Source organism: Flavobacterium sp. B114r, from assembly GCF_056824125.1.
Genome location: NZ_CP124858.1, coordinates 877,718 through 898,586, shown reverse-complemented (window position 1 = coordinate 898,586; position 20,869 = coordinate 877,718). Strand labels below are relative to the sequence as shown.

Below are 20,869 nucleotides of genomic sequence, written 5' to 3'. Positions count from 1 at the left end.
AGAAACAAAATTCCATAACAATTGGAATTTGGAATTTATTTTTTGGATTTTTATTATAAAAGGTTACGAGTTCGCAATTGCCATACAGACAATACTGATTTTGGCTCCCGGAATTTTTAATAAAGCACGTGAACATGCTTCAAGAGTGGCGCCGGTAGTCAAAACATCATCTACAATTAGAAAATGTTTGTTTCGATTTTCTTCAGTAGAAATAACATCAAAAATATTTTCGATATTATCAGATCTTCCTGCGAGATTCTTTTTTGATTGTGTTTTAGAATATTTTTTTCGATATAAAACAGCTGCATTATAATCAATATTTAAACCTTTGGCGAGTGCTTTTCCAAAAGTAGTAACCTGATTATAGCCTCGTTCCCGAAATTTTTTGGGATGTAAAGGAACAGGAATTACGATGTCAAAAGGAATTTCCAGAACTATTTCCTTTAAATCTTCAACAGACCAATTTCCTAAAACGGTTCCAATTTCTTCATGACCCTTGTATTTTAGGTTGTGAATGAGTTCCTGGACAATTCCTTTCTTATTAAAATATAAAAGAGCCGATGCATGTTCGATAGCAATCTTTCCATAGAATTTTTTGACCGCTTCGTTTTTAGGATCTAAATGATATTGCGTCAGGGGCATTTCGTGACGACAACTGGTACATAAAACGGTTTCGTTTGTGATCAAAATAGTATGACATCCGGCACAAACTTTAGGGAAAAACAGGTTAATAAGGTAATTAAACACAAATAGAAAGAATTTAGTTACAAAAATAACGAAATGAATGCTTCAATCTTTATAATTTTTCTTTTTTTTCAACGTACTTTTTATATTTTTGCATCACTATGGCAAAACAAGAAGATATATTTAAGAATGTGGTTTCGCACGCAAAAGAGTACGGATTTATTTTTCCGTCAAGCGAAGTATACGATGGATTGAGTGCAGTGTATGATTATGCACAAAATGGTGTCGAGTTAAAAAAGAATATCCGTGAATATTGGTGGAAATCAATGGTTCAGATGAATGAGAATATTGTAGGCCTTGATGCCGCAATATTAATGCATCCAACTACCTGGAAAGCTTCAGGCCACGTTGATGCATTCAACGATCCGTTGATTGATAATAAAGATTCAAAAAAGAGATATAGAGCTGATGTTTTAGTTGAAGATCATGCTGAAAAGATTAATCAAAAAGCTCAAAAAGAAATTGAAAAAGCGAGAGCTCGTTTTGGAGATGCATTTAATGAGGAAGAATTTGTTGCAACAAATGCCCGCGTCGTAGAATATCTTTCAAAATACAAAGAAATTTTATCAAGGCTTGCAAAAGGAATGACTGATGATCTTCAGGATGTAAAAGCATTAATTGAAGAATTGGAAATTGCTGATCCTGAAACCGGTTCTAGAAACTGGACAGACGTAAAGCAATTCAACTTAATGTTTGGAACTAAGTTAGGAGCTTCTGCAGATTCTGCAATGGATTTATATTTACGTCCGGAAACGGCGCAAGGTATTTTTGTGAACTTTTTAAATGTTCAGAAATCTGGTCGTATGAAGGTTCCTTTTGGAATTGCTCAAACGGGTAAAGCTTTCAGAAACGAAATTGTTGCAAGACAATTCATTTTCCGTATGCGTGAATTCGAACAAATGGAAATGCAATTTTTCGTTCGCCCGGGTGAAGAAATGAAATGGTACCACCATTGGAAAGAAACACGTTTAAACTGGCACTTATCTTTAGGATTAGGAAAAGAGAATTACCGTTTTCATGATCACGAAAAATTAGCACATTACGCAAATGCCGCTGCTGATATTGAGTTTAATTTCCCTTTTGGTTTCAAAGAATTAGAAGGAATTCACTCTCGTACGGATTTTGATTTAAAAGCGCACGAACAATATTCTGGTAGAAAATTACAATATTTTGATCCTGAACTAAATGAGAACTACGTGCCATACGTAGTAGAAACTTCAGTAGGTTTAGATCGTATGTTTTTGGCTGTTTTTGCAACATCATTGCAGGAAGAAACTCTTGAGGATGGTTCGACAAGAACAGTTCTAAAATTACCATCAGTTTTAGCGCCAACAAAAGCTGCGGTACTGCCATTAATTAAAAGAGATGGATTACCTGAAATTTCTAAAAAAATCATAGATGATTTAAAATGGGATTTCACGGTAGCGTATGATGAAAAAGATGCTGTAGGACGTCGTTACAGAAGACAAGATGCTCTTGGAACTCCGTTTTGTATAACAGTAGATCATCAGACAATCGAAGATCAGACAGTAACAATTCGTCATAGAGATACAATGAAACAAGATCGTGTAAAAATATCTGAATTAAAGGATATAATAGAAAACGAAGTTTCAATGAAAAATTGGTTAATGAAAATGTAATTTTTTTTAAAAACAATATTTATAAAAAATCCCAAATTCCATATCGGAATTTGGGATTTTTTTAGTTTTATTAATGCATTTCGTCGGATTTTTTTGCATTTCATCCTTATGTGTTAACATTTGTGTGGAATGTATTAACAATGAAATAGTAAAATAGTTGAAATTTGTATTTTTAATTGCGAACCACTAAAACAAATTTTTTCAAAGTATTGATGAGGCTAAAGGAATAGTTGTCTGTGATCCATGAAAATTCAACAAAAACTAATATTGAAAAAGTATTCGTATATTATCATTGACGATGATGCAGAAAGTATTCTAAAAACAAAAACAGTTGCAGAAGGTTTCCCTGAGTTAGCTTTTTTGGCTTCGGCTGCAAATTATCATGATGGTTTGCATTTGGTTTTAGAACACCGGCCTTCGATTATTTTTTTAGAAATTGATCCGCGGGACTTATCCAGTAATCTGTCGCTGGCATTTATAAATGAGCTTTACAGATTTTTTTCTCATCTTCCGAAGATCATTATTACCACACCAAAAAGAAAGCTGGCATTTGAAGCCATTCAATACAGCGTTTTTGATTATATATTAAAACCGGTTCAGTCAATAGATTTATTGAAGATGCTTTTAAAACTTGAAAAAAGTGTTTTAGAAGCTAATTCAGCTGAAATAAGGAACGAAACAGCTTCGGCAATACTTCCATTTGCCCAAACACCCGAAGTTGTCGAAAAGCCACTTATTATCTGTATTAAATCATATGGGGATTATCGCTATATCAGCGCCCAGGATATTTGTTATTTTCAGGCAGATAATAATTCAACGGATATTTATCTGAACTCCGGAGAAATGATCACTGCTTTTAAAACTTTAAAGCATTTCGAGGGTGTTTTGTCACATCCTTTTATCCGAATTCACAATAGTTATATTATCAATAAAAATTACATTTCGAGAATTCATAGCGGAAGCTCAGTTTGTTACATAAAAAACTCACTAAAAAAGATTCCTTTTTCTAAAACCTACAAACCAAATGTAGATCTAATTATTGCTGATTTTTCTATAGGAAATTACTTAGAAGTCTAAAAACTAGACGTTTACATCTATTTGGTGCCCATTGACTATCAATTGGGTATGTTCTACCATAAACCTATTTTTTCGTATATATTTTCTTTGAATCCGGAGTTAGTTTTACACCATGATTCGCACAAAGCGATGATTTCCTAAAACAATAAATCAAACAAATAAATACCTCAAATCATGAAAAAAGCAGCTTTAACATTCGGATTATTTTCTTTAGTAATGGTAGCAACTTCATTTGCAACTCCACAAATTAATGATGTATATAAAGGTGATATTAACACAACTCTTGAAACAGACGGAACTGGTGCAACAGGAGGACCTACAAAGAAAGTAGATTCAAATAGAATTACTTTTGACACAAGTAATGATTCCAGTCTTGGAACAATCAATCAATCTGTAGGTGGAAACAAGAAATTAGACTAAAACCTTACAATAAAAAATATATTTAAGCTGCCATTTCATGGCAGCTTTTTTTTGTATCTATAGTTTTACTATTTTTGGTAAAATTCAGGCTGCAATTGAAAAAACACCACCAAATAATTGTCCTTTTATTCATTGTTTTTGGGGCTTGTACCAAAAAAGCATCTTCGTTAGATGGTTTACATTCTCCTGTAGACAGTCTTCCCAGCTATCTTTCTTTAGCCAATGACGATAAATTACCTTTAGAATTTAAGAAAAAATACAATCAAAAAGCACTTGATATAATTCTGGATCAAAAAAATGATTCAATGAATAAGGTAAATCTTTTTAAAGTTGCCAATCGATATTATAATATGAACGATTGGAAATCCTATCGGGAGACAGCAAAACTAATACTAGAGAGGTCAAAAAAATCAAATGATTCTGTTAGTATTGCCAAAGCGTATTCTTATTTAGGAGATTATTATATCGTTAAGTCCATTGCTGATAGTGCTTTTATGAGCTATTTTAAAGCCGAAAAGTATTATTTGAGATTAAATGATCAATACAATATTGCAAGAACTTTTTTAAATAAGGCAAGCCTTCAGTATAATGAAGGTGATTTTTTTGAGAGCGAAATAACTGTTTTCAAAGCATTGAATAGCTTAAAGAAACAAAAAAAGGTAAATGATCTTTTTTATGAAAGTTATAATCTTTTAGGAATCCTTTATAATGAAAGAGAGGAATATTCAAAAGCCCTGGAATTTCAAAATAAAGCTTTAAATGTTTTAGATGATAAATCAATTCCGTCACAATTTCAGTATAGAGCAACTTCATTAAACAATATTGGATATGTTTATTTAAATAAACATGATTATAAACAAGCGAAGGTTTATTTCAAAAAAGGTCTGGACGAAAAAAATCTGTTTGTTGACAAGACAACTTTATATGCCATATTAATGGACAATTTAGCATATTCTAAATTTAAGTTAAATGAATCAGATCAGTTACCCGACTTATTTTACAAATCGTTAAAAATTAGAGATAGTTTAGGTTTAGATGGCGCAACAGTTGCGAGTAAAATTCATTTATCGGAATATTATGCTTCAAAAAATGATTCACTCAGAGCGATTCAATTTGCAAAACAAGCACTTAATTCATCACGGGGTGCAGCTAAATTAGTCAGTACATTAGAAGCGCTTAAACAATTAGCGATTGTTGATGCTAAAAATGCTTCAAATTATTCGCAGGAATATATTAAGCTGAATGATAAAATGCTAAAAGCTGAGCGCAAAATGGGTGAGAAATTCTCTCGAATTGGTTATGAAACCTCCGAAATTAAAGATCAAAACTCAAGTCTGCAAGAAAAGAACAAAACCCTAATTTACGTTTTTAGTATCTGTACATTAATAGGATTGTTTTTTTATGTTTACAAAACACAACAGGCCAAAAATAGAGAATTACTTTTTAAACAACAGCAGCAAATAGCGAACGAAGATATCTATAATCTTATGATTTCGCAACAAAATGATATTGAGCAAACCCGAATAAAAGAAAAGAAAAAAGTGGCTCAGGATCTGCATGATGGAGTTTTAGGGAGAATGTTTGGTGTAAGGATAAGTTTAGACAGTCTTGATAAAATTGATGAAGTAGAAGCTGCTCCCAAAAGAAAAAAGTATCTGACGGAATTAAAACATATTGAAGAAGATATACGTGAAATTTCGCATGACTTAAATAGAGAGAAATCCGAATTAATTAATAATTTTATCGCGATTTTAAAAAAATTATTCGAAGACCAGCAAAACACATACGATTCAAAATTAATTACCTCGTTCGACTCTAATATTAAATGGGAACTGGTAAGTAATACTGTTAAGATTAATTTATACAGAATCGTGCAGGAAGCACTTCAGAATTGTAATAAGTATGCAAATGCAAACACGATTACTGTTGAATTTAAAAGTGAAATAGATCATTTGGTATTGTCTATTTCTGATGATGGAATTGGATTTAATGTGAAAAGAATAAAAAATGGTATAGGATTGCATAATATCCAATACAGAGCGACAGAATGTAAAGGTACTGCGACCTTAAAATCAACCCAGGGAGAAGGAACGCTTCTTGAAATTAAAATCCCTATAGATCAGAAAATAAACCTACAGAATACATGATAGTTGACCAAAATGCCACAGATCCTGAATTAATTAAAATGAATATTTTAATTGTTGACGATCATCCCTTTATTATTGAGGGATATAAAAATGCAATAACACGTTATAATCCTGATCAATACGAATTTATAATTTCGCAGGCTCACGATTGTAAATCAGGATATGATTTAATCGAAGACGAAAAAAGCCCAAATTTCGATATCGCTTTTTTAGATATTAGTATGCCATCCTATGAAGAGAAAGATATTTTTTCAGGCGAAGATTTGGCAAAACTAATTTTAAAGAAAATGCCAAGTTGTAAAGTGATTTTGTTGACAATGTATACCGAATTACTAAAAATTAAAACCATTATCAGAACCATTCAGCCCAATGGTTTAGTCATAAAAAATGATCTTACTTTTGATGAATTGCTTTTTGCACTGGACAAAGTGATGAAAAATGATAAATATTACAGTCAGTCAGTTCAGAAGATACTCAATCAATCGCCTCATAATTCAATTGAAATCGATGAGTTTGATAAGCAAATTTTATTTCATTTGTCAAAAGGAACATCACTTGAAGACATGCCGCAATACATTCCGATTTCTTTAAATGCGATTGAAAAACGTAAAGTGAGCCTTAAGGAATTACTCAAAGTGAAATCTGGCTCTGATGAAGAATTGCTGAAAGAAGCCAAGAGTAAAGGACTTTTTTAAAAATGAAACTCTAAATAAAAAAATTCCAAATTCCAATAATACAAGATCATTGGGATTTGGAATTTTTTTTATTGAAATTTTAAATCTGCTATTCAGTCAAAGCATCCCAGCCACGCGCTTTTAAAGGAATTTGAGTGTTGGCACGAGTCACTAAATTTATCCCTTCGCTTTCGTCTGCCATATGGCCAATAACAGAGAAATTTGGATTCCCTTTTATCTTGTCAAAATCATTAATGTCGATCGTAAATAATAATTCATAATCTTCGCCACCATTAATCGCCACAGTTGTACTGTCAATATTAAACTCTTCGCAAGTTGAAATAAATTGAGGATCTAACGGAAGTTTCTCTTCGTATAAATTACAGCCTACTTTTGATTGTTTGCATAAATGGATAATTTCAGAGGATAAACCGTCTGATATATCGATCATCGAAGTTGGTTTAATTTCAAGTGCATGCAATAAAGTACGAACATCTTTTCGCGCTTCAGGTTTTAACTGACGTTCGATTAAATAACTGTACATATCAAGATCAGGCTGACTGTTTGGGTTTACCTGAAAAACCTGCTTTTCGCGTTCTAAAACTTGTAATCCCATATAAGCAGCACCAATATCTCCGGTTACAACAAGTAAATCTGTTTGTTTGGCACCATTTCTATATACAAGTTCATCTTCATCAGCTTCACCAATTGCAGTAATGCTAATAATTAATCCTTTTTGCGATGAGGTAGTGTCTCCACCAATAACATCCACTTTATATTCTTTTGCAGCGTGTGTAATCCCTTCAAACAATTCTTCTAATGCTTCTAGCGGAAAACGGTTAGAAACAGCTACAGAAACCGTTATTTGCGTTGGTCTGGCATTCATTGCACAGATATCAGATATATTTACAACAACAGCTTTATATCCTAAATGTTTTAATGGCATATAAGCTAAATCAAAATGTACTCCTTCTATCAATAAATCAGTTGAAACAACTACTTTTTTATCCTTAAAATCAAGAACAGCAGCATCATCACCAATACTTTTTAAAGTAGATTCCTGAGTAACATCAAAATTTTTTGTTAGATGTTCAATTAAGCCAAATTCACCTAATTGGGCTATACTGGTACGTTGCGGATTTTTATCTTCGATCATTTTTTCTAAGTTCCAATTTTATTAGGGTGCAAAGGTACAAAGGTTTTATCGAACTTAATGACATGTTATATCTGAACGTATTATTTATGTGTAAAGAGGTGCTGATTTGTAGCTTCTTAATGCGTGTACTAAACCCGACAGGTTTTCAAAACCTGTCGGGTTTGAATTGCGCTACGTGTGCGATAACCGAAAAAAAATATTTCTGCAAACAAATATTCCTCATAATCTATATCGTAGAGGCGCACAGCAGTGCGTCTCCCGTCCAGTAACCACCATTTATTCCATTATTAATTATCATTTATCTCTTTATTTAATGTAAATAAATGGGATTATGTTGTGTCAATAAAATGGGGTTACGTTGTGTGAGACGCACTGCTGTGCGTCTCTACGTTTGTCAGCAGGAAAAAAACATTTATTTTTTTTTCCTGCTGACAAACTGTTGTCACCGACCCTCGATACTTTTGAAGTATTAAAAATATAAAACTTTAAAACTATGAAAACATTAGCTGCACAAGTAATTACTCCAGAAGATTTATTGAAACACTGGCAAGGTCATCGCGCCCTTACACGTAATGTTATCGAGGCGTTTCCGGAGAAAGATTTTTTTGAATTCTCGATAGGAGGAATGAGAACTTTTTCTAAAATGGCTGATGAACTTTTGGCGATTGCAGTTCCCGGATTAAAAGGAATTGTAAATAAAGAAGTAAAACCTTTTACTGAAGGATCAGAAAAACTGATTTTTAAAGCGCAATATCTTGAAAAATGGGATGAAGCGACTGCGGAAATTAATCAATACTGGGAGAAATTATCTATTGAAGATTTTAGTGCAAACTTTAATCTTTTTGGTCAATATGAATTTCCGATATATCAGAATATTTTATACTTTATTGATAATGAAGTACACCATCGAGGACAAGGATATGTATATCTGAGAGCTTTAGGAATTGAACCTCCTTTTTTCTGGGAAAGATAGTATTCTTGAAGATTGGCTAAATAAAAAAACTCCTGAGAGATGAACTTGAAATTCTTCTTTTAGGAGTTTTTTTATGATAATCTCTTTATATAACTTTCAACAAGTTCCAGTGTTCTGATTTTTAGTTTTTCGGGCTCCACAATGGTCGCATAATCTCCAAACATCAGAAACCAACGCGGAAAACTTTCCTGAATATCACGTGACATAAAAGTCATTTCGATTTGATTGCCAATTTCTTTTTCAGAAATGTAACCGTGATATTTTTGCTCGTATCGAATATAATTGATGATTTTTTTATCTATTAAAATCCTAACTTTTGTCGTAGGAATTGTTTCTATTTTAGTTAAATACGTTTCCAGAGAATCGTGTTCTATCGTAAAATTACATTCCGTTTTTTGTATTCCCAGAATTCTGTCTGTTCTAAACTGGCGGTAATCTTGACGTAAATGGCAATATCCCAAAAAATACCAATTATTATGATCATGAAAAACCCCAACAGGCTCAATGTTTCTGTTTGTTGCTTGTTCCGCTTCTGCAGTTTTATAACATAAAATGATTTGCTTCTTTTCTGCGATACTGTCAAACAAAATAGCTAACGTATTAGGTGAGCTGTCATGAAATAAAGGTTCTTGGGTTTGCATCAAAATTCTGGACTCAATATTAGATACCCAATCTTTGTCAGTAGTTTTTAGCACTGATTTTAGTTTATACATTGCCGATGCGTAATGAGATCCCAGAGAGGGATCCGTAAACTTTTGCATTAGTTTTTCGGCAGCAATAAAACTGCCTACTTCTTCGCGTGTAAACATAACGGGAGGTAAACGATAACCGTCCATCAAAGCATAACCAACACCGGCTTCGCTATAAATAGGAACTCCAGAAGCTTCAAGAGTTCGAATATCCCTGTAAATAGTCCTTAAACTAACTTCAAAACGATTGGCTAATTCCTGAGCTTTTACAATTTTTTTAGATTGTAACTGAATAAGAATAGCGATAATGCGATCAAATCGTTTTGGGGTTTCGTCCATTTTATTTTTATAGGTGCAGAGGTTTTTTGAAAAGTTACAAAGGTTCAAAGATACAAAGGTTCAGCGTTTAAAGAAATAAAAAAGCTGTTCCATATTAGGACAGATTTTGTGGTTAAAGAATGATACACAGTTTGCATTTCTATAGACGCACTGCTGTGCATCTTGGTAATCTATTTATCAAAAACAAAACCCGATAACGAAAGTCATCGGGTTATAAATTAGTTTGTAAATTTTGCAGTTAAATTTCAGAGTATGATAACTTGAAACATTAAACCTGAAACAAAATTAAGTTTCTAGAATCTGTATAAAAGTCCAAATTGTGGTTGGTCGAAAATGTTTTCAAATAAATTAATGTTTAAATTAAAAGTATCTGATGATTTTCCATTTTCTGGTGCAACGCTGTTGTATGCCAGTACATTTGCTAATGTAAAAGTTACCGCAATATTTTTGGTAACAAAATAATTAAGACCAACAGTAATGTCTGCTGTAACGCTGTTGCTTGTGTCGCTGTTTGGAGGAGTTTCGATTTTATTACGTCCGTAACCTAAACCAGCTTCAGCAAAGGCTTTAAAACGTTTTTTATCTAATTCTAAAAAGTAGTAACGAGCAAAAGCACCAACTCCAAATACATTTGTTTTAACCCTTGTGGCTTCTACTTCTTCACTGGAGTAATTCAGTTTTGCTCCAACCGCAAATTTATCACTCAATAGATAACCAAATTTTGGACTAAACCCATAATAATCCGTGTCACCACCTGTGCTAATTTTAATAGAACCTTCAAGAAACATATCGCCGTTTTGGAAAGTAACACCTTTTGCTGAATTCATTTCAGAGTCGACCTCACCCTGTTGCGCATTGGCAAATGAAAAAGTTAGCATCGATAAAATAATAAAAAATTTAGTTTTCATAATAATTGCTTTTAAATGTTGTAAGATTAAAATTATGTTTTTAGTCTTAAAAATTTGATGAAAGCAATCAATAGGATTAAAAATGAAGTTATTGAGTTAATAATCTTACATTTTAGTAGGTATTTACGTGTTTATTTTAATGGGTTAATTAACGTTTTGTGTGTGTTAAATGGGGTTTTAATGAAGTGAAAAATGGGTTTTCATTAAAATAAAAAACCCGATAACGCAAGTCATCGGGTTCAATCTATATTCTATTCTCTTTATTCTTTCTTCTAAAAAAATTAATCGTTAAGTTTCAAAACAGCCATAAAAGCTTCCTGAGGAATCTCAACGTTTCCTACTTGTCTCATACGTTTTTTACCTTTCTTCTGTTTTTCAAGTAATTTACGCTTACGCGAAATATCACCACCATAACATTTTGCGGTAACGTCTTTACGAAGTGCTTTAATCGTTTCACGAGCAATAATCTTAGCCCCAATTGCAGCCTGAATCGGAATGTCGAATTGTTGTCTTGGGATTAATTCGCGTAATTTTTCGGTCATTTTTTTACCAATGTTATACGCGTTGTCTTCGTGAATCAATGCAGAAAGCGCATCAACTGTTTGAGCATTCAAAAGAACATCCAGTTTTACCAGTTTCGAAGTTCTCATTCCTATCGGAGAGTAATCAAAAGAAGCATAACCTTTAGAAACTGTTTTTAGACGATCATAAAAATCGAATACAATTTCTGCAAGAGGCATGTCAAAATTCAATTCAACACGTTCAGTAGTCAAATACGTTTGATTGGTAATTACACCACGTTTTTCGATACATAAACTCATTACGTTTCCAACAAAGTCAGCTTTTGTAATGATGGTTGCTTTAATATATGGTTCTTCAACTCTGTCTAAACGAGATGGTTCAGGTAAGTCAGAAGGATTATTAACAACAAATGGAACTTCTGGTTCTTTTTTAGTATAGGCAAGATACGAAACGTTAGGAACTGTAGTAATTACAGTCATGTCGAACTCACGCTCTAAACGTTCCTGGATAATTTCCATGTGCAGCATTCCTAAGAATCCACAACGGAAACCAAATCCTAAAGCCGCAGAACTTTCAGGAGTAAAAACAAGCGAAGCATCATTCAATTGCAATTTCTCCATAGAAGAACGCAAATCTTCATAATCTTCAGTATCTACAGGATAAATTCCGGCGAAAACCATTGGCTTTACATCCTCAAAACCCGTAATCATATTAGTAGTAGGTGTTTTAGCATCAGTTAGAGTATCTCCAACTTTTACATCTTTGGCTTCTTTAATTCCTGAAATCAAATAACCAACATCACCAGCCGAAATCACATTTTTAGGAACCTGATTTAATTTTAAAGTTCCAATTTCGTCAGCAAAATATTCATTGCCGGTAGCCATGAATTTAATTTTTTGCCCTTTTTTAATCTGCCCGTTTTTTACACGGAAAATAACTTCAATTCCACGAAACGGATTGTAATGAGAATCGAAAATCAAAGCCTGTAGCGGCTCATCAACATTTCCTGACGGAGGAGGGATTTTTTCGATAATGGCAGCTAAGATATTTTCAACACCAAAACCTGTTTTTCCTGAAGCATGAATAATATCTTCTAATTTACATCCTAATAAATCGATAATATCATCGCTAACCTCTTCAGGATTAGCACTTGGTAAATCTACTTTATTCAATACCGGAATAATTTCCAGGTCATTTTCTAAAGCAAGGTATAAATTTGAAATCGTTTGTGCCTGAATACTTTGAGCAGCATCAACAATCAAAAGTGCCCCTTCGCAGGCAGCAATAGATCGTGAAACTTCGTATGAAAAGTCAACGTGACCGGGAGTGTCAATAAGATTTAAAATATATTCCTCTCCTTTATAAGTATATTCCATTTGAATGGCGTGACTTTTTATGGTGATTCCACGTTCACGTTCCAGGTCCATGTTGTCAAGCAATTGAGCTTTTTCTTCACGAGCTGTAACGGTTTGTGTAGCGCCTAATAATCGGTCAGCCAATGTACTTTTACCGTGGTCAATGTGTGCAATAATGCAAAAGTTACGTATCTTTTTCATTTTAATATATCAATTCTCTAAACGAGTTTTTAAGTAATTTTCAGGGTATAAATTACGCTGTAGCAATTGCTGTAGAGCGTTTTATTAAGGCGCAAAGATAGCGCAAAGTTTTGGATTCTGGAATGTAGTTGTCCGATAGTTAGAATCTCAGTTTTAAAACAACCGTTAAAACTCAAAATTTAACCCTTTTTCAGTCAGTTTTTTGTAAGTTTCAGCATCAAATTTGTATAATTTGGCAGCTCTGTGCGAAACGTCCTGTTGCTTTTCGTCAAGAGCAATCAATAACTTCATGTGAAGAATTTTTCGGCGAAAATTAGATTTATCCAATTCAATTCCTAAAATTTCCTCATACAAATGCATTAATTGCAATAAAGTAAATTTTTCCGGCAAAAGATTAAAACCAATCGGAGCCTGACGAACGCGATTACGCAATTGCATCAAACTAAATTTAAGAATCTCATTATGATCAAAAATTAAATCCGGAATCGTATTAATTTTATACCATTTTGCTTCGATTACAGACAAACTGGCTTTAATATTATAATCTTCCCGATTCACCAAAGTATAATAACCAATAGTTACAACCCTTCTTTCCGGCACACGATCCGGATTCGTAAACGCCTTTAACTGCTCTAAATAAATATTGTCAAGACTTGTAAGTTCATACACAATACGATGTGCGGCATCATCAGCACTTTCCTCCCTTTTCATATATCCACCAAGAAGACCCCATTTTCCTATGCTTTCTCCTTCAGCATGCTGTACTAAAAGCACCTCAAGACTCGCTTTGTTAAAACCAAAAATAACGCAGTCAATCGTGATTCCGTCAATTCCCGGAGTAGTAATTTTGTGATCAGATTGAGGCGTATGTTGAGAAGAGGGAAAAGTCATTTGTTATAATTGTCAAAAGTATTAAAATTCAAAGTTGAATCCTTTTTCGGTCAGTTTAGTATAAATTTCCGGATCAAATTTGAATAATTTAGCTGCTCTGTGCGAGACATCTTGTTGTTTCTCGTCTAATGCCACAAGTAATTTCATGTGAAGAATTTTTCGTCTGAAATTAGATTTGTCCATTTCAATTCCTAAAATTTCTTCGTATAAATGCATTAATTGCAATAGTGTAAATTTTTCCGGTAAGAGATTAAATCCAATTGGAGCCTGACGTACTCTGTTTTGAAGATGTTTTAGACTATATCCTAAAATTTCGTTATGGTCATAAATCAAATTCGGGATACTATTGATCTTATACCATTTTGCATCAGAGGCCGTAAAACCAGCTTTAATATTATAATCTTCTCTTTTTACCAACGCATAATATCCAATAGTGATAACGCGTCTAAGCGGAAATCGGTCCGGATCCCCAAATGCCTTCAATTGTTCCAGATAAATATTGTCAAGGCCCGTAAGTTCATTCAGTAAACGGTGCGCAGCATCATCAGTACTTTCTTTTTTATAAATCCATCCTCCCGGAAGACCCCATTTTCCTTTACTGATTCCTTCACCATGTTGTACAAGAAGCACTTCCAAACTTCCCTTATCAAATCCAAATATCACACAGTCAATAGTGATCGCGTTCATTGCGGTCTGCTCGCTTTTTAAAGCTGAATCGTCCTCTGTATTTTTAACCATGCGCTATTTTATATTTTGACAAATTAAATAAATAAAATGAATAGTTGCCTTCGTAAAAGCTTTATATTTTTCTTAACATAATAATTTTCTGATAATCAGTGATTTGGAATTTGATTAAAAATGATGTTTTAAAATAGTTATTCTTAAACGCTTGATTGTCAAAATGGTAATTCGTTATTTTTTTGATATTTTTTTATTGTGTTTCAACTAAAATTTTATTATATCGATAATAATTTGGTTCTAATAATCAGAATCGGAAAAAAATAACCCTAATATTTTGTTAATATAGAAAAAATGTTTTACACTTGTAGTCAAAATAACCATAAGATAAGTTCAGTTTGACTATAAGATTAAAAAGGACAAATCTATAACTAACTTTAAATACAACCAAATGTTTTTTTTAGGAATTGATTTAGGAAGCTCTTCGATAAAATTATCAGTTTTCGATCCTGAGAACGGAACGACTATTGGCGCAGTGAGTGTTCCTGATTTTGAAATGCCAATTGTTGCCCCAAAATTTGGCTGGGCAGAACAAGATCCTGAATCCTGGTGGTTGTATGTTAAAGACGGAATCAAACAATTGGGTTCAAAATCTAATGTTGATTTAAAAAAAATTGCCGGAATAGGGATTGCCTATCAAATGCACGGTTTGGTTTTAACCGATGAAAATTTGAATCCTGTTCGATCGTCGATCATCTGGTGTGACAGTCGTGCTGCTAGTATTGGAGACGAAATTTATAATCAGATTGGAGCAGATAATTGTCAAAAACAAATTTTAGGAAGTCCCGGAAATTTTACCGCTTCAAAACTAAAATGGGTAAAAGACAATCAGCCTGAAATTTTTGCAAAAGCAAAATACATGATGCTTCCGGGAGATTTTATTGCTGCCAAATTATCGAAAGTAGCACAAATAAGCACTTCAGGATTATCAGAAGCTGCTTTATGGAACTTTTCCGAAGGAAAACTGGCAACTGAAATCCTTTCTCAAATGGGATTATCAGCAGATATCGTTCCGGAGATTGTTTCAAATTTTGGAATTCAGGCAACGATTCACTCAGACATTGCACAAGAATTAGGATTAAATCCTGATGCTAAAATAACCTACCGCGCAGGAGATCAACCTAACAATGCATTGTCATTGAATGTTTTGAAACCTGGCGAAATCGCTACAACAGCCGGAACTTCGGCAGTTGTATATGCTGTAAGCGATCAGGAAGCTTACGACAAACAAAACAGAATCAATACTTTTTTACACGTCAATAATACCGAAGCTGAAAAACGCAACGGAGTAATGTTGTGCATCAATGGTTCAGGAATTTTATACCAATGGCTGCGCAAAATCATGTCTGTTGACAGAACTGAATTAATTGCCTACGAAAAACTAAATGCCGAAGCTGCAAAAGTCGAAGCAGGAAGCAACGGACTTCGTTTTTATCCTTTCGGGAATGGTGTGGAGCGTATTTTCACTAACAAAAATGCCACTTCAGGAATTCAGAATTTAAATTTCAACATACATCAACCGTCACATTTGGTGCGTGCAGCCTGTGAAGGAATCGTGTTTGCTATGAATTACGGTTTTGATGTGATGAAAGAAGTTGGTGTTTCAGGAACGGTGGTTAGAGCAGGAAATTCAAATCTGTTTTTAAGTCCGGTTTTCAGGGAGATTTTCACCAATACTACACAAACAACTTTAGAATTGTACAATACATCGGGTGCAGAAGGTGCTGCAAGAGGCGCCGCTTACGGTTTTGGATATTACAATTCATTGGAAGAAGCCTTTCGTGGATTGCAATGTTTAGATAGAATTGAACCCAACAAAATCCTGACTTCTCAATATCAGGATTTATATCAGGAATGGAAAAATCAAATTAAAATAGAACAATAATAATGAGCACAACCAACCCAACTTACTTTAAAAATATAGACACGATTAAATTCGAAGGAAGAGATAGTGATAACCCGTTAGCTTTTAAATGGTATGATGAAAATCGTGTCGTTGCAGGAAAAACACTAAAAGAACATTTACGCTTTTCGATGGCATACTGGCATACGCTGTGTAATACGGGAGGAGATCCGTTTGGAGCTTCGACTGAAACTTTCTCCTGGGATAAAAATGAAAATGTAATCTTAAGAGCCAAAGATAAAATGGATGCGGCTTTTGAATTCATGACAAAATTAGGTTTGCCATACTACTGTTTTCATGATGTTGATATTGTTGATGATGCGCCAACATTGGCTGAATTTGAAACACGTATTCAGACTATGGTAGAGTATGCGAAACAAAAACAACAAGAATCAGGAATTAAATTGTTGTGGGGAACTTCAAACTTATTCAGCAATCCACGATTCATGAATGGTGCTGCAACGAATCCAAACTTCGATGTTTTGGCGTACGCCGGAGCTCAGGCAAAAATCGCAATCGATGCAACGATCGCATTAGGCGGAGAAAATTATGTTTTCTGGGGAGGTCGTGAAGGATATATGAGTTTGTTAAACACAGACATGAAAAGAGAATTAGACCATTTAGGAAGATTCCTGAATACATGTAAAGATTATGCTCGTAAAGAAGGTTTTAAAGGAAACTTCCTGATCGAACCAAAACCAATGGAACCTACAAAACATCAATATGATTATGATGCAGCGACTTCATTAGGATTTATTAATAAATACGGACTTCAAAACGATTTCAAATTAAATCTTGAAGTAAACCACGCCACTCTTGCCGGACATTCTTTTGAGCACGAATTACAAGTTGCAGTTGATGCAGGAATGTTAGGAAGCATTGATGCCAATCGTGGAGATTACCAAAATGGCTGGGATACAGATCAGTTCCCAATCAATCTTCAGGAAGTTACCCAAGCGATGTTAGTGATTCTTGAAGGTGGCGGAATTAAAGGCGGTGGTGTAAACTTTGATGCAAAAGTGAGAAGAAATTCAATCGATTTAGAAGATAAATTCATTGCACACATTGCAGGAATGGATGTTTTTGCACGAGGATTAATTTGTGCCGATCAGATACTACAAAATACAGATTATAAAAAATTACGTACTCAGCGTTACAGTTCATTTGACGGTGGAAACGGAGCAAAGTTCGAAAATGGGGAATTATCTCTTGAAGATCTTAGCAAAATTGCCCGTGCAAGTGGAGAACCTCAACCATTAAGTGGAAGACAAGAATTATTCGAACAGATCATTTCGAATGCATATTAAGCAGGTAAAAATAACTAACTATAATTTAAACCAATTCTTAACTATTATGAAAAGCAAATATTGTATTAAAACAACACCGCTCTCGTTTTGTATGGCGCTGTTGCTTAGTGTATTTATGATGCAGTCTGGTTTTGCACAGGAGCAATCCCAAGTTATCACCGGAAATGTAAAATCAGCAGATGATGGTATGGGAGTTCCGGGTGCAACAGTTGCAATCGAAGGAACTAAAACAGCAACATCGACAGATTTTGACGGAAACTTTAAACTGGAAGCAAAAACAGGCAACGTGATTGTGATCAGTTTTATGGGATTTAAAGCGCAACGTATCACCGTTGGAACTCAAAAAGTAATTACGGTTACTTTACAAACAGAGGCGGCGGACCTTAAAGAAGTTGTCGTTATTGGGTATGGTTCACAAAAGAAAACACTTGTTACCAATGCTGTTACTCAGGTAAGTGGTGAGAACCTTGCCAAAACCAATACTACAAATGCATTGCAAGCGCTTCAGGGTCAGGCAGCTGGACTTCAGATTACCTCTACTTCAGGTCAGCCCGGAGAAGCTTTAAAAGTTGTGATTAGAGGTGTGGGATCTGTAGCAGGAAGCAGCCCGCTTTATGTGGTAGATGGAATATTGACTGGTGATATTTCGTATTTAAGCAACTCGGATATTGAATCTATTTCGGTTTTAAAAGATGCTGCTTCTGCTGCCATTTATGGTTCGCAAGCTGCAAATGGAGTTGTTTTGGTAACTACTAAAAAAGGAAAACGTGGTGCACCCGGAAAAATCACTTTTGACCAATACTACGGTGTACAATCAGTATCGAGAAAAGTCGATTTATTAGATGCAACGCAATATGCTACAATATTAAATGAGGCTGCAGTAAATTCTGGAAAAGCTCCTTATTTTACGAATAGCCAAATTGCCGGTTTAGGAAAAGGAACAAACTGGATGGATAAAATGCTAACGGATAATGCCGCTACAAAAAATTTCTCATTTGGAGCTTCGGGAGGTTCAGATACGTCAGTTTATTCTACATCATTATCCTACTTAGGACAAGAAGGAGTTGTAGGAGGAAAAGATCTTTCAAATTATCAGCGTTATAATTTTAGATTCAATTCAGAACATAAACTATATAAAGATGTTGTTACAATAGGTCAGAATTTAAGTTTTGCTTATGTAGACAAAAACGGTATTGGTGTTGGTAATCAGTACAGCAACTCTTTAAGAAGTGCTTTTCAGGTTTCACCATTATTACCAATGTATGATGCAAACGGAAATTATTTTGATACATCAAATAGCACAGAACCCTGGTTATCAGGTACAGCAAATCCGTATGCTTTAATGGAGTATACAAATCAAAATGAAAGTAATAATCAAAAATTATTAGGGAACGTTTATTTACAAATTGAGCCTATAAAAAACTTAACCTTTAAGACTACTTTGGGGCTTGATTATTATGTATCCGAAGGACATGCCTACACTCCGATCTATAGATTGTCAATTTATGCCAACACTGCTTTTGATAAAGTAAATCAAAACATGAGCAAAAATAAAAGTATTACATGGGATAACCTGGTATCTTATAAGTTTAATGCTGCTGATAATCATCATTTTGAAGCCATGTTGGGTACATCATTTATTAACTACGATGCAACTTCTATAGAAGTTAACAATGCAGATTCTGTTTTTAATGATTTAGAGCATGCCTGGATCGATAACACGACCAACAAAGACGGATCTAAAATTGCAATTAAGGGCAAAAAAGAAGAAAATAAGCTGATGTCTTATTTTGGAAGATTAAATTACAACTATAAAGAAACATACTTATTCAACGCAACACTTAGAGCAGACGGTTCATCAAAATTTGCTCCGGGAAACCAATGGGGTTATTTTCCTTCAGTATCAGGAGGTTGGGTAGCTTCAAATGAAGAGTTTTTGAAAGATTCAAAAATATTCAACTTTCTTAAATTAAGAGCGAGTTGGGGACAGGTTGGTAATCAAAGTATTAGATCATTTCAATATTTGACATTAATTAAATCAAATAATACGAACTATAATTTTGGTAATGAAGAAGGAGTTCAGACACCGGGAGCATATCCGCAAAACATATCAAATACAAATATAAAATGGGAAACTTCAGAGCAGATTGACCTTGGTTTAGATGCGAGATTTCTAAACAATGCTTTGAACGTAACGGTTGATGTGTACCAAAAAACAAATAAAAACTGGTTAGTCCTGGCGCCAATTTTGGCAACTGCAGGTGCAGATGCTCCCTTTATTAACGGTGGAGATGTTGTAAACAAAGGAGTTGAGTTAAGCCTTAATTATCAAAACAAAATAGGCGATTTTAATTATAGCATAAGTGCAAATGGAGCTTATAATAAAAATGAAGTAGGTAAAATTCCCACTATCGATGGTCTTATTCACGGATTAAACAATGAACTTTATGATAATGCCGGCGAATTTTACAGAGCAGAAAACGGACAGCCATTAGGTTATTTCTGGGGATACAAAACAGGAGGAGTTTTTCAAAATCAGGCACAAATTGATAATTATAAATCAGCAAACGGTGTAGTACTACAGCCTAATGCAGCTCCCGGAGATCTTATTTATGTAAATAAGAATGGTGATGATAAAATAGATGCAAGCGACAAAACCAATATCGGAAATCCAAATCCGGATTTTACTTACGGTTTCTCTTTGTCAGGTAGTTATAAAGCTTTTGACTTCTCTGTTATGGCAAATGGTGTAGCAGGAAATCAAATCGTGCAATCGTATAGAAATCAAGCGGGTGCTTACGGAAATTATACTACTGCAATATTAGACCGTTGGCACGGAGAAGGTTCTTCGAACACAATGCCAAGAGTAACAGAAGACAATAGAAACTTTACGCAATTTTCAGATTTGTATGTTCAGGATGGTGATTTCTTAAGAATCAGTACCGTTACATTAGGATTTGATTTAGCGAAAATGAGACAATCTAAACCATTTTTTGCAAGCCAGTTCAGAGTTTATTTTTCAGTGTTGAATCTTTATACTTTCACGAAATATAACGGTATGGATCCTGAAATTGGATTTGGTTCTTCAAATGATGACCAAAAGTTTTCATCAGGTGTTGATGTAGGATACTACCCAAGACCAAGAACATTCATGTTGGGATTAAATATTAAACTTTAATAAATAA

General features: G+C 34.1%; 16 protein-coding genes. 9 read left to right on the top strand and 7 right to left on the bottom strand.

Going from position 1 to position 20,869, the window contains the following annotated elements; translation table 11 throughout:
- Positions 1 to 63: 63 nt before the first annotated feature.
- Entirely contained in the window at positions 64 to 747 is a 684-nt protein-coding gene (locus QLQ94_RS04040) for a ComF family protein (protein ID WP_271334066.1), read from the bottom strand.
- Positions 748 to 845: 98 nt separating this feature from the next.
- On the opposite strand from QLQ94_RS04040, the gene QLQ94_RS04035 reads away from it, so the two are divergent.
- From QLQ94_RS04035 to QLQ94_RS04015, 5 genes are all read left to right on the top strand, one after another.
- On the top strand, positions 846 to 2,384 hold the full coding sequence (locus tag QLQ94_RS04035; RefSeq protein ID WP_271334067.1) for a glycine--tRNA ligase: 1,539 nt from the start codon (positions 846 to 848) through the stop codon (positions 2,382 to 2,384).
- Positions 2,385 to 2,651: 267 nt separating this feature from the next.
- Positions 2,652 to 3,461 carry a LytR/AlgR family response regulator transcription factor gene (locus QLQ94_RS04030; protein WP_271334068.1) on the top strand — a complete coding sequence of 270 codons (810 nt, stop codon included), beginning with the start codon at positions 2,652 to 2,654 and terminating at the stop codon, positions 3,459 to 3,461.
- Positions 3,462 to 3,635: 174 nt separating this feature from the next.
- Entirely contained in the window at positions 3,636 to 3,881 is a 246-nt protein-coding gene (locus QLQ94_RS04025) for a hypothetical protein (protein ID WP_271334069.1), read from the top strand.
- A gap of 95 nt (positions 3,882 to 3,976) precedes the next feature.
- Positions 3,977 to 6,028, top strand: coding sequence for a tetratricopeptide repeat-containing sensor histidine kinase (locus tag QLQ94_RS04020; RefSeq protein ID WP_271334070.1), 2,052 nt, complete (start codon positions 3,977 to 3,979; stop codon positions 6,026 to 6,028).
- Positions 6,025 to 6,723 carry a response regulator gene (locus QLQ94_RS04015; protein ID WP_271334071.1) on the top strand — a complete coding sequence of 233 codons (699 nt, stop codon included), beginning with the start codon at positions 6,025 to 6,027 and terminating at the stop codon, positions 6,721 to 6,723. Before QLQ94_RS04020 ends, QLQ94_RS04015 begins: the two co-directional genes overlap by 4 nt.
- An 88-nt stretch (positions 6,724 to 6,811) precedes the next feature.
- On the opposite strand, the gene thiL is transcribed toward QLQ94_RS04015, so the two are convergent.
- Positions 6,812 to 7,858, bottom strand: coding sequence for a thiamine-phosphate kinase (thiL, locus tag QLQ94_RS04010; protein WP_271334072.1), 1,047 nt, complete (start codon positions 7,856 to 7,858; stop codon positions 6,812 to 6,814).
- Between the two features lie 493 nt (positions 7,859 to 8,351).
- Here thiL and QLQ94_RS04005 point away from each other — a divergent pair, with 493 nt between their 5' ends.
- Entirely contained in the window at positions 8,352 to 8,831 is a 480-nt protein-coding gene (locus QLQ94_RS04005; RefSeq protein WP_271334073.1) for a DinB family protein, read from the top strand.
- Positions 8,832 to 8,902: 71 nt separating this feature from the next.
- Here the strand turns inward: QLQ94_RS04005 and QLQ94_RS04000 are convergent, their stop codons facing one another.
- The 5 genes from QLQ94_RS04000 to QLQ94_RS03980 form a co-directional block, all read right to left on the bottom strand.
- A complete protein-coding gene (locus QLQ94_RS04000) occupies positions 8,903 to 9,859 on the bottom strand; it encodes a helix-turn-helix transcriptional regulator (RefSeq protein ID WP_427401223.1) in 957 nt (318 codons plus the stop codon).
- A 293-nt stretch (positions 9,860 to 10,152) separates the two neighbouring features.
- The gene (locus QLQ94_RS03995; RefSeq protein WP_271334075.1) at positions 10,153 to 10,767 is read right to left on the bottom strand and encodes an outer membrane beta-barrel protein; all 615 of its coding nucleotides are present in this window, start codon (positions 10,765 to 10,767) and stop codon (positions 10,153 to 10,155) included.
- A gap of 281 nt (positions 10,768 to 11,048) precedes the next feature.
- A complete protein-coding gene (gene lepA, locus QLQ94_RS03990) occupies positions 11,049 to 12,845 on the bottom strand; it encodes a translation elongation factor 4 (protein WP_271334076.1) in 1,797 nt (598 codons plus the stop codon).
- Positions 12,846 to 13,010: 165 nt separating this feature from the next.
- A complete protein-coding gene (locus QLQ94_RS03985; protein WP_271334077.1) occupies positions 13,011 to 13,736 on the bottom strand; it encodes an NUDIX hydrolase in 726 nt (241 codons plus the stop codon).
- Positions 13,737 to 13,757: 21 nt separating this feature from the next.
- Positions 13,758 to 14,474 (bottom strand): NUDIX hydrolase, encoded by a 717-nt coding sequence (locus QLQ94_RS03980; protein ID WP_271334078.1) that lies wholly within the window; start codon positions 14,472 to 14,474, stop codon positions 13,758 to 13,760.
- A gap of 391 nt (positions 14,475 to 14,865) precedes the next feature.
- Between QLQ94_RS03980 and QLQ94_RS03975 the strand changes: the two genes are divergently transcribed.
- From QLQ94_RS03975 to QLQ94_RS03965, 3 genes are read left to right on the top strand one after another with little or no spacing between them, the layout of a single operon-like run.
- On the top strand, positions 14,866 to 16,359 hold the full coding sequence (locus QLQ94_RS03975; protein ID WP_271334079.1) for a xylulokinase: 1,494 nt from the start codon (positions 14,866 to 14,868) through the stop codon (positions 16,357 to 16,359).
- Between the two features lie 2 nt (positions 16,360 to 16,361).
- Positions 16,362 to 17,684 carry a xylose isomerase gene (gene xylA, locus QLQ94_RS03970; protein ID WP_271334080.1) on the top strand — a complete coding sequence of 441 codons (1,323 nt, stop codon included), beginning with the start codon at positions 16,362 to 16,364 and terminating at the stop codon, positions 17,682 to 17,684.
- A 46-nt stretch (positions 17,685 to 17,730) separates the two neighbouring features.
- Complete coding sequence (locus tag QLQ94_RS03965) at positions 17,731 to 20,862, top strand: SusC/RagA family TonB-linked outer membrane protein (protein WP_482499230.1); 3,132 nt, start codon at positions 17,731 to 17,733, stop codon at positions 20,860 to 20,862.
- Positions 20,863 to 20,869 lie beyond the last annotated feature (7 nt).

Bases quoted from the DNA above. Each gene is read 5' to 3' on its own strand.
- QLQ94_RS04035 (WP_271334067.1), top strand. From the start codon at position 846: ATGGCAAAACAAGAAGATATATTTAAGAATGTGGTTTCGCACGCAAAA.
- QLQ94_RS03975 (WP_271334079.1), top strand. From the start codon at position 14,866: ATGTTTTTTTTAGGAATTGATTTAGGAAGCTCTTCGATAAAATTATCA.
- thiL (WP_271334072.1), bottom strand. From the start codon at position 7,858: ATGATCGAAGATAAAAATCCGCAACGTACCAGTATAGCCCAATTAGGT.
- QLQ94_RS04025 (WP_271334069.1), top strand. From the start codon at position 3,636: ATGAAAAAAGCAGCTTTAACATTCGGATTATTTTCTTTAGTAATGGTA.
- QLQ94_RS03965 (WP_482499230.1), top strand. From the start codon at position 17,731: ATGAAAAGCAAATATTGTATTAAAACAACACCGCTCTCGTTTTGTATG.
- QLQ94_RS03985 (WP_271334077.1), bottom strand. From the start codon at position 13,736: ATGACTTTTCCCTCTTCTCAACATACGCCTCAATCTGATCACAAAATT.
- QLQ94_RS04015 (WP_271334071.1), top strand. From the start codon at position 6,025: ATGATAGTTGACCAAAATGCCACAGATCCTGAATTAATTAAAATGAAT.
- QLQ94_RS03995 (WP_271334075.1), bottom strand. From the start codon at position 10,767: ATGAAAACTAAATTTTTTATTATTTTATCGATGCTAACTTTTTCATTT.
- lepA (WP_271334076.1), bottom strand. From the start codon at position 12,845: ATGAAAAAGATACGTAACTTTTGCATTATTGCACACATTGACCACGGT.
- xylA (WP_271334080.1), top strand. From the start codon at position 16,362: ATGAGCACAACCAACCCAACTTACTTTAAAAATATAGACACGATTAAA.
- QLQ94_RS04005 (WP_271334073.1), top strand. From the start codon at position 8,352: ATGAAAACATTAGCTGCACAAGTAATTACTCCAGAAGATTTATTGAAA.
- QLQ94_RS03980 (WP_271334078.1), bottom strand. From the start codon at position 14,474: ATGGTTAAAAATACAGAGGACGATTCAGCTTTAAAAAGCGAGCAGACC.
- QLQ94_RS04000 (WP_427401223.1), bottom strand. From the start codon at position 9,859: ATGGACGAAACCCCAAAACGATTTGATCGCATTATCGCTATTCTTATT.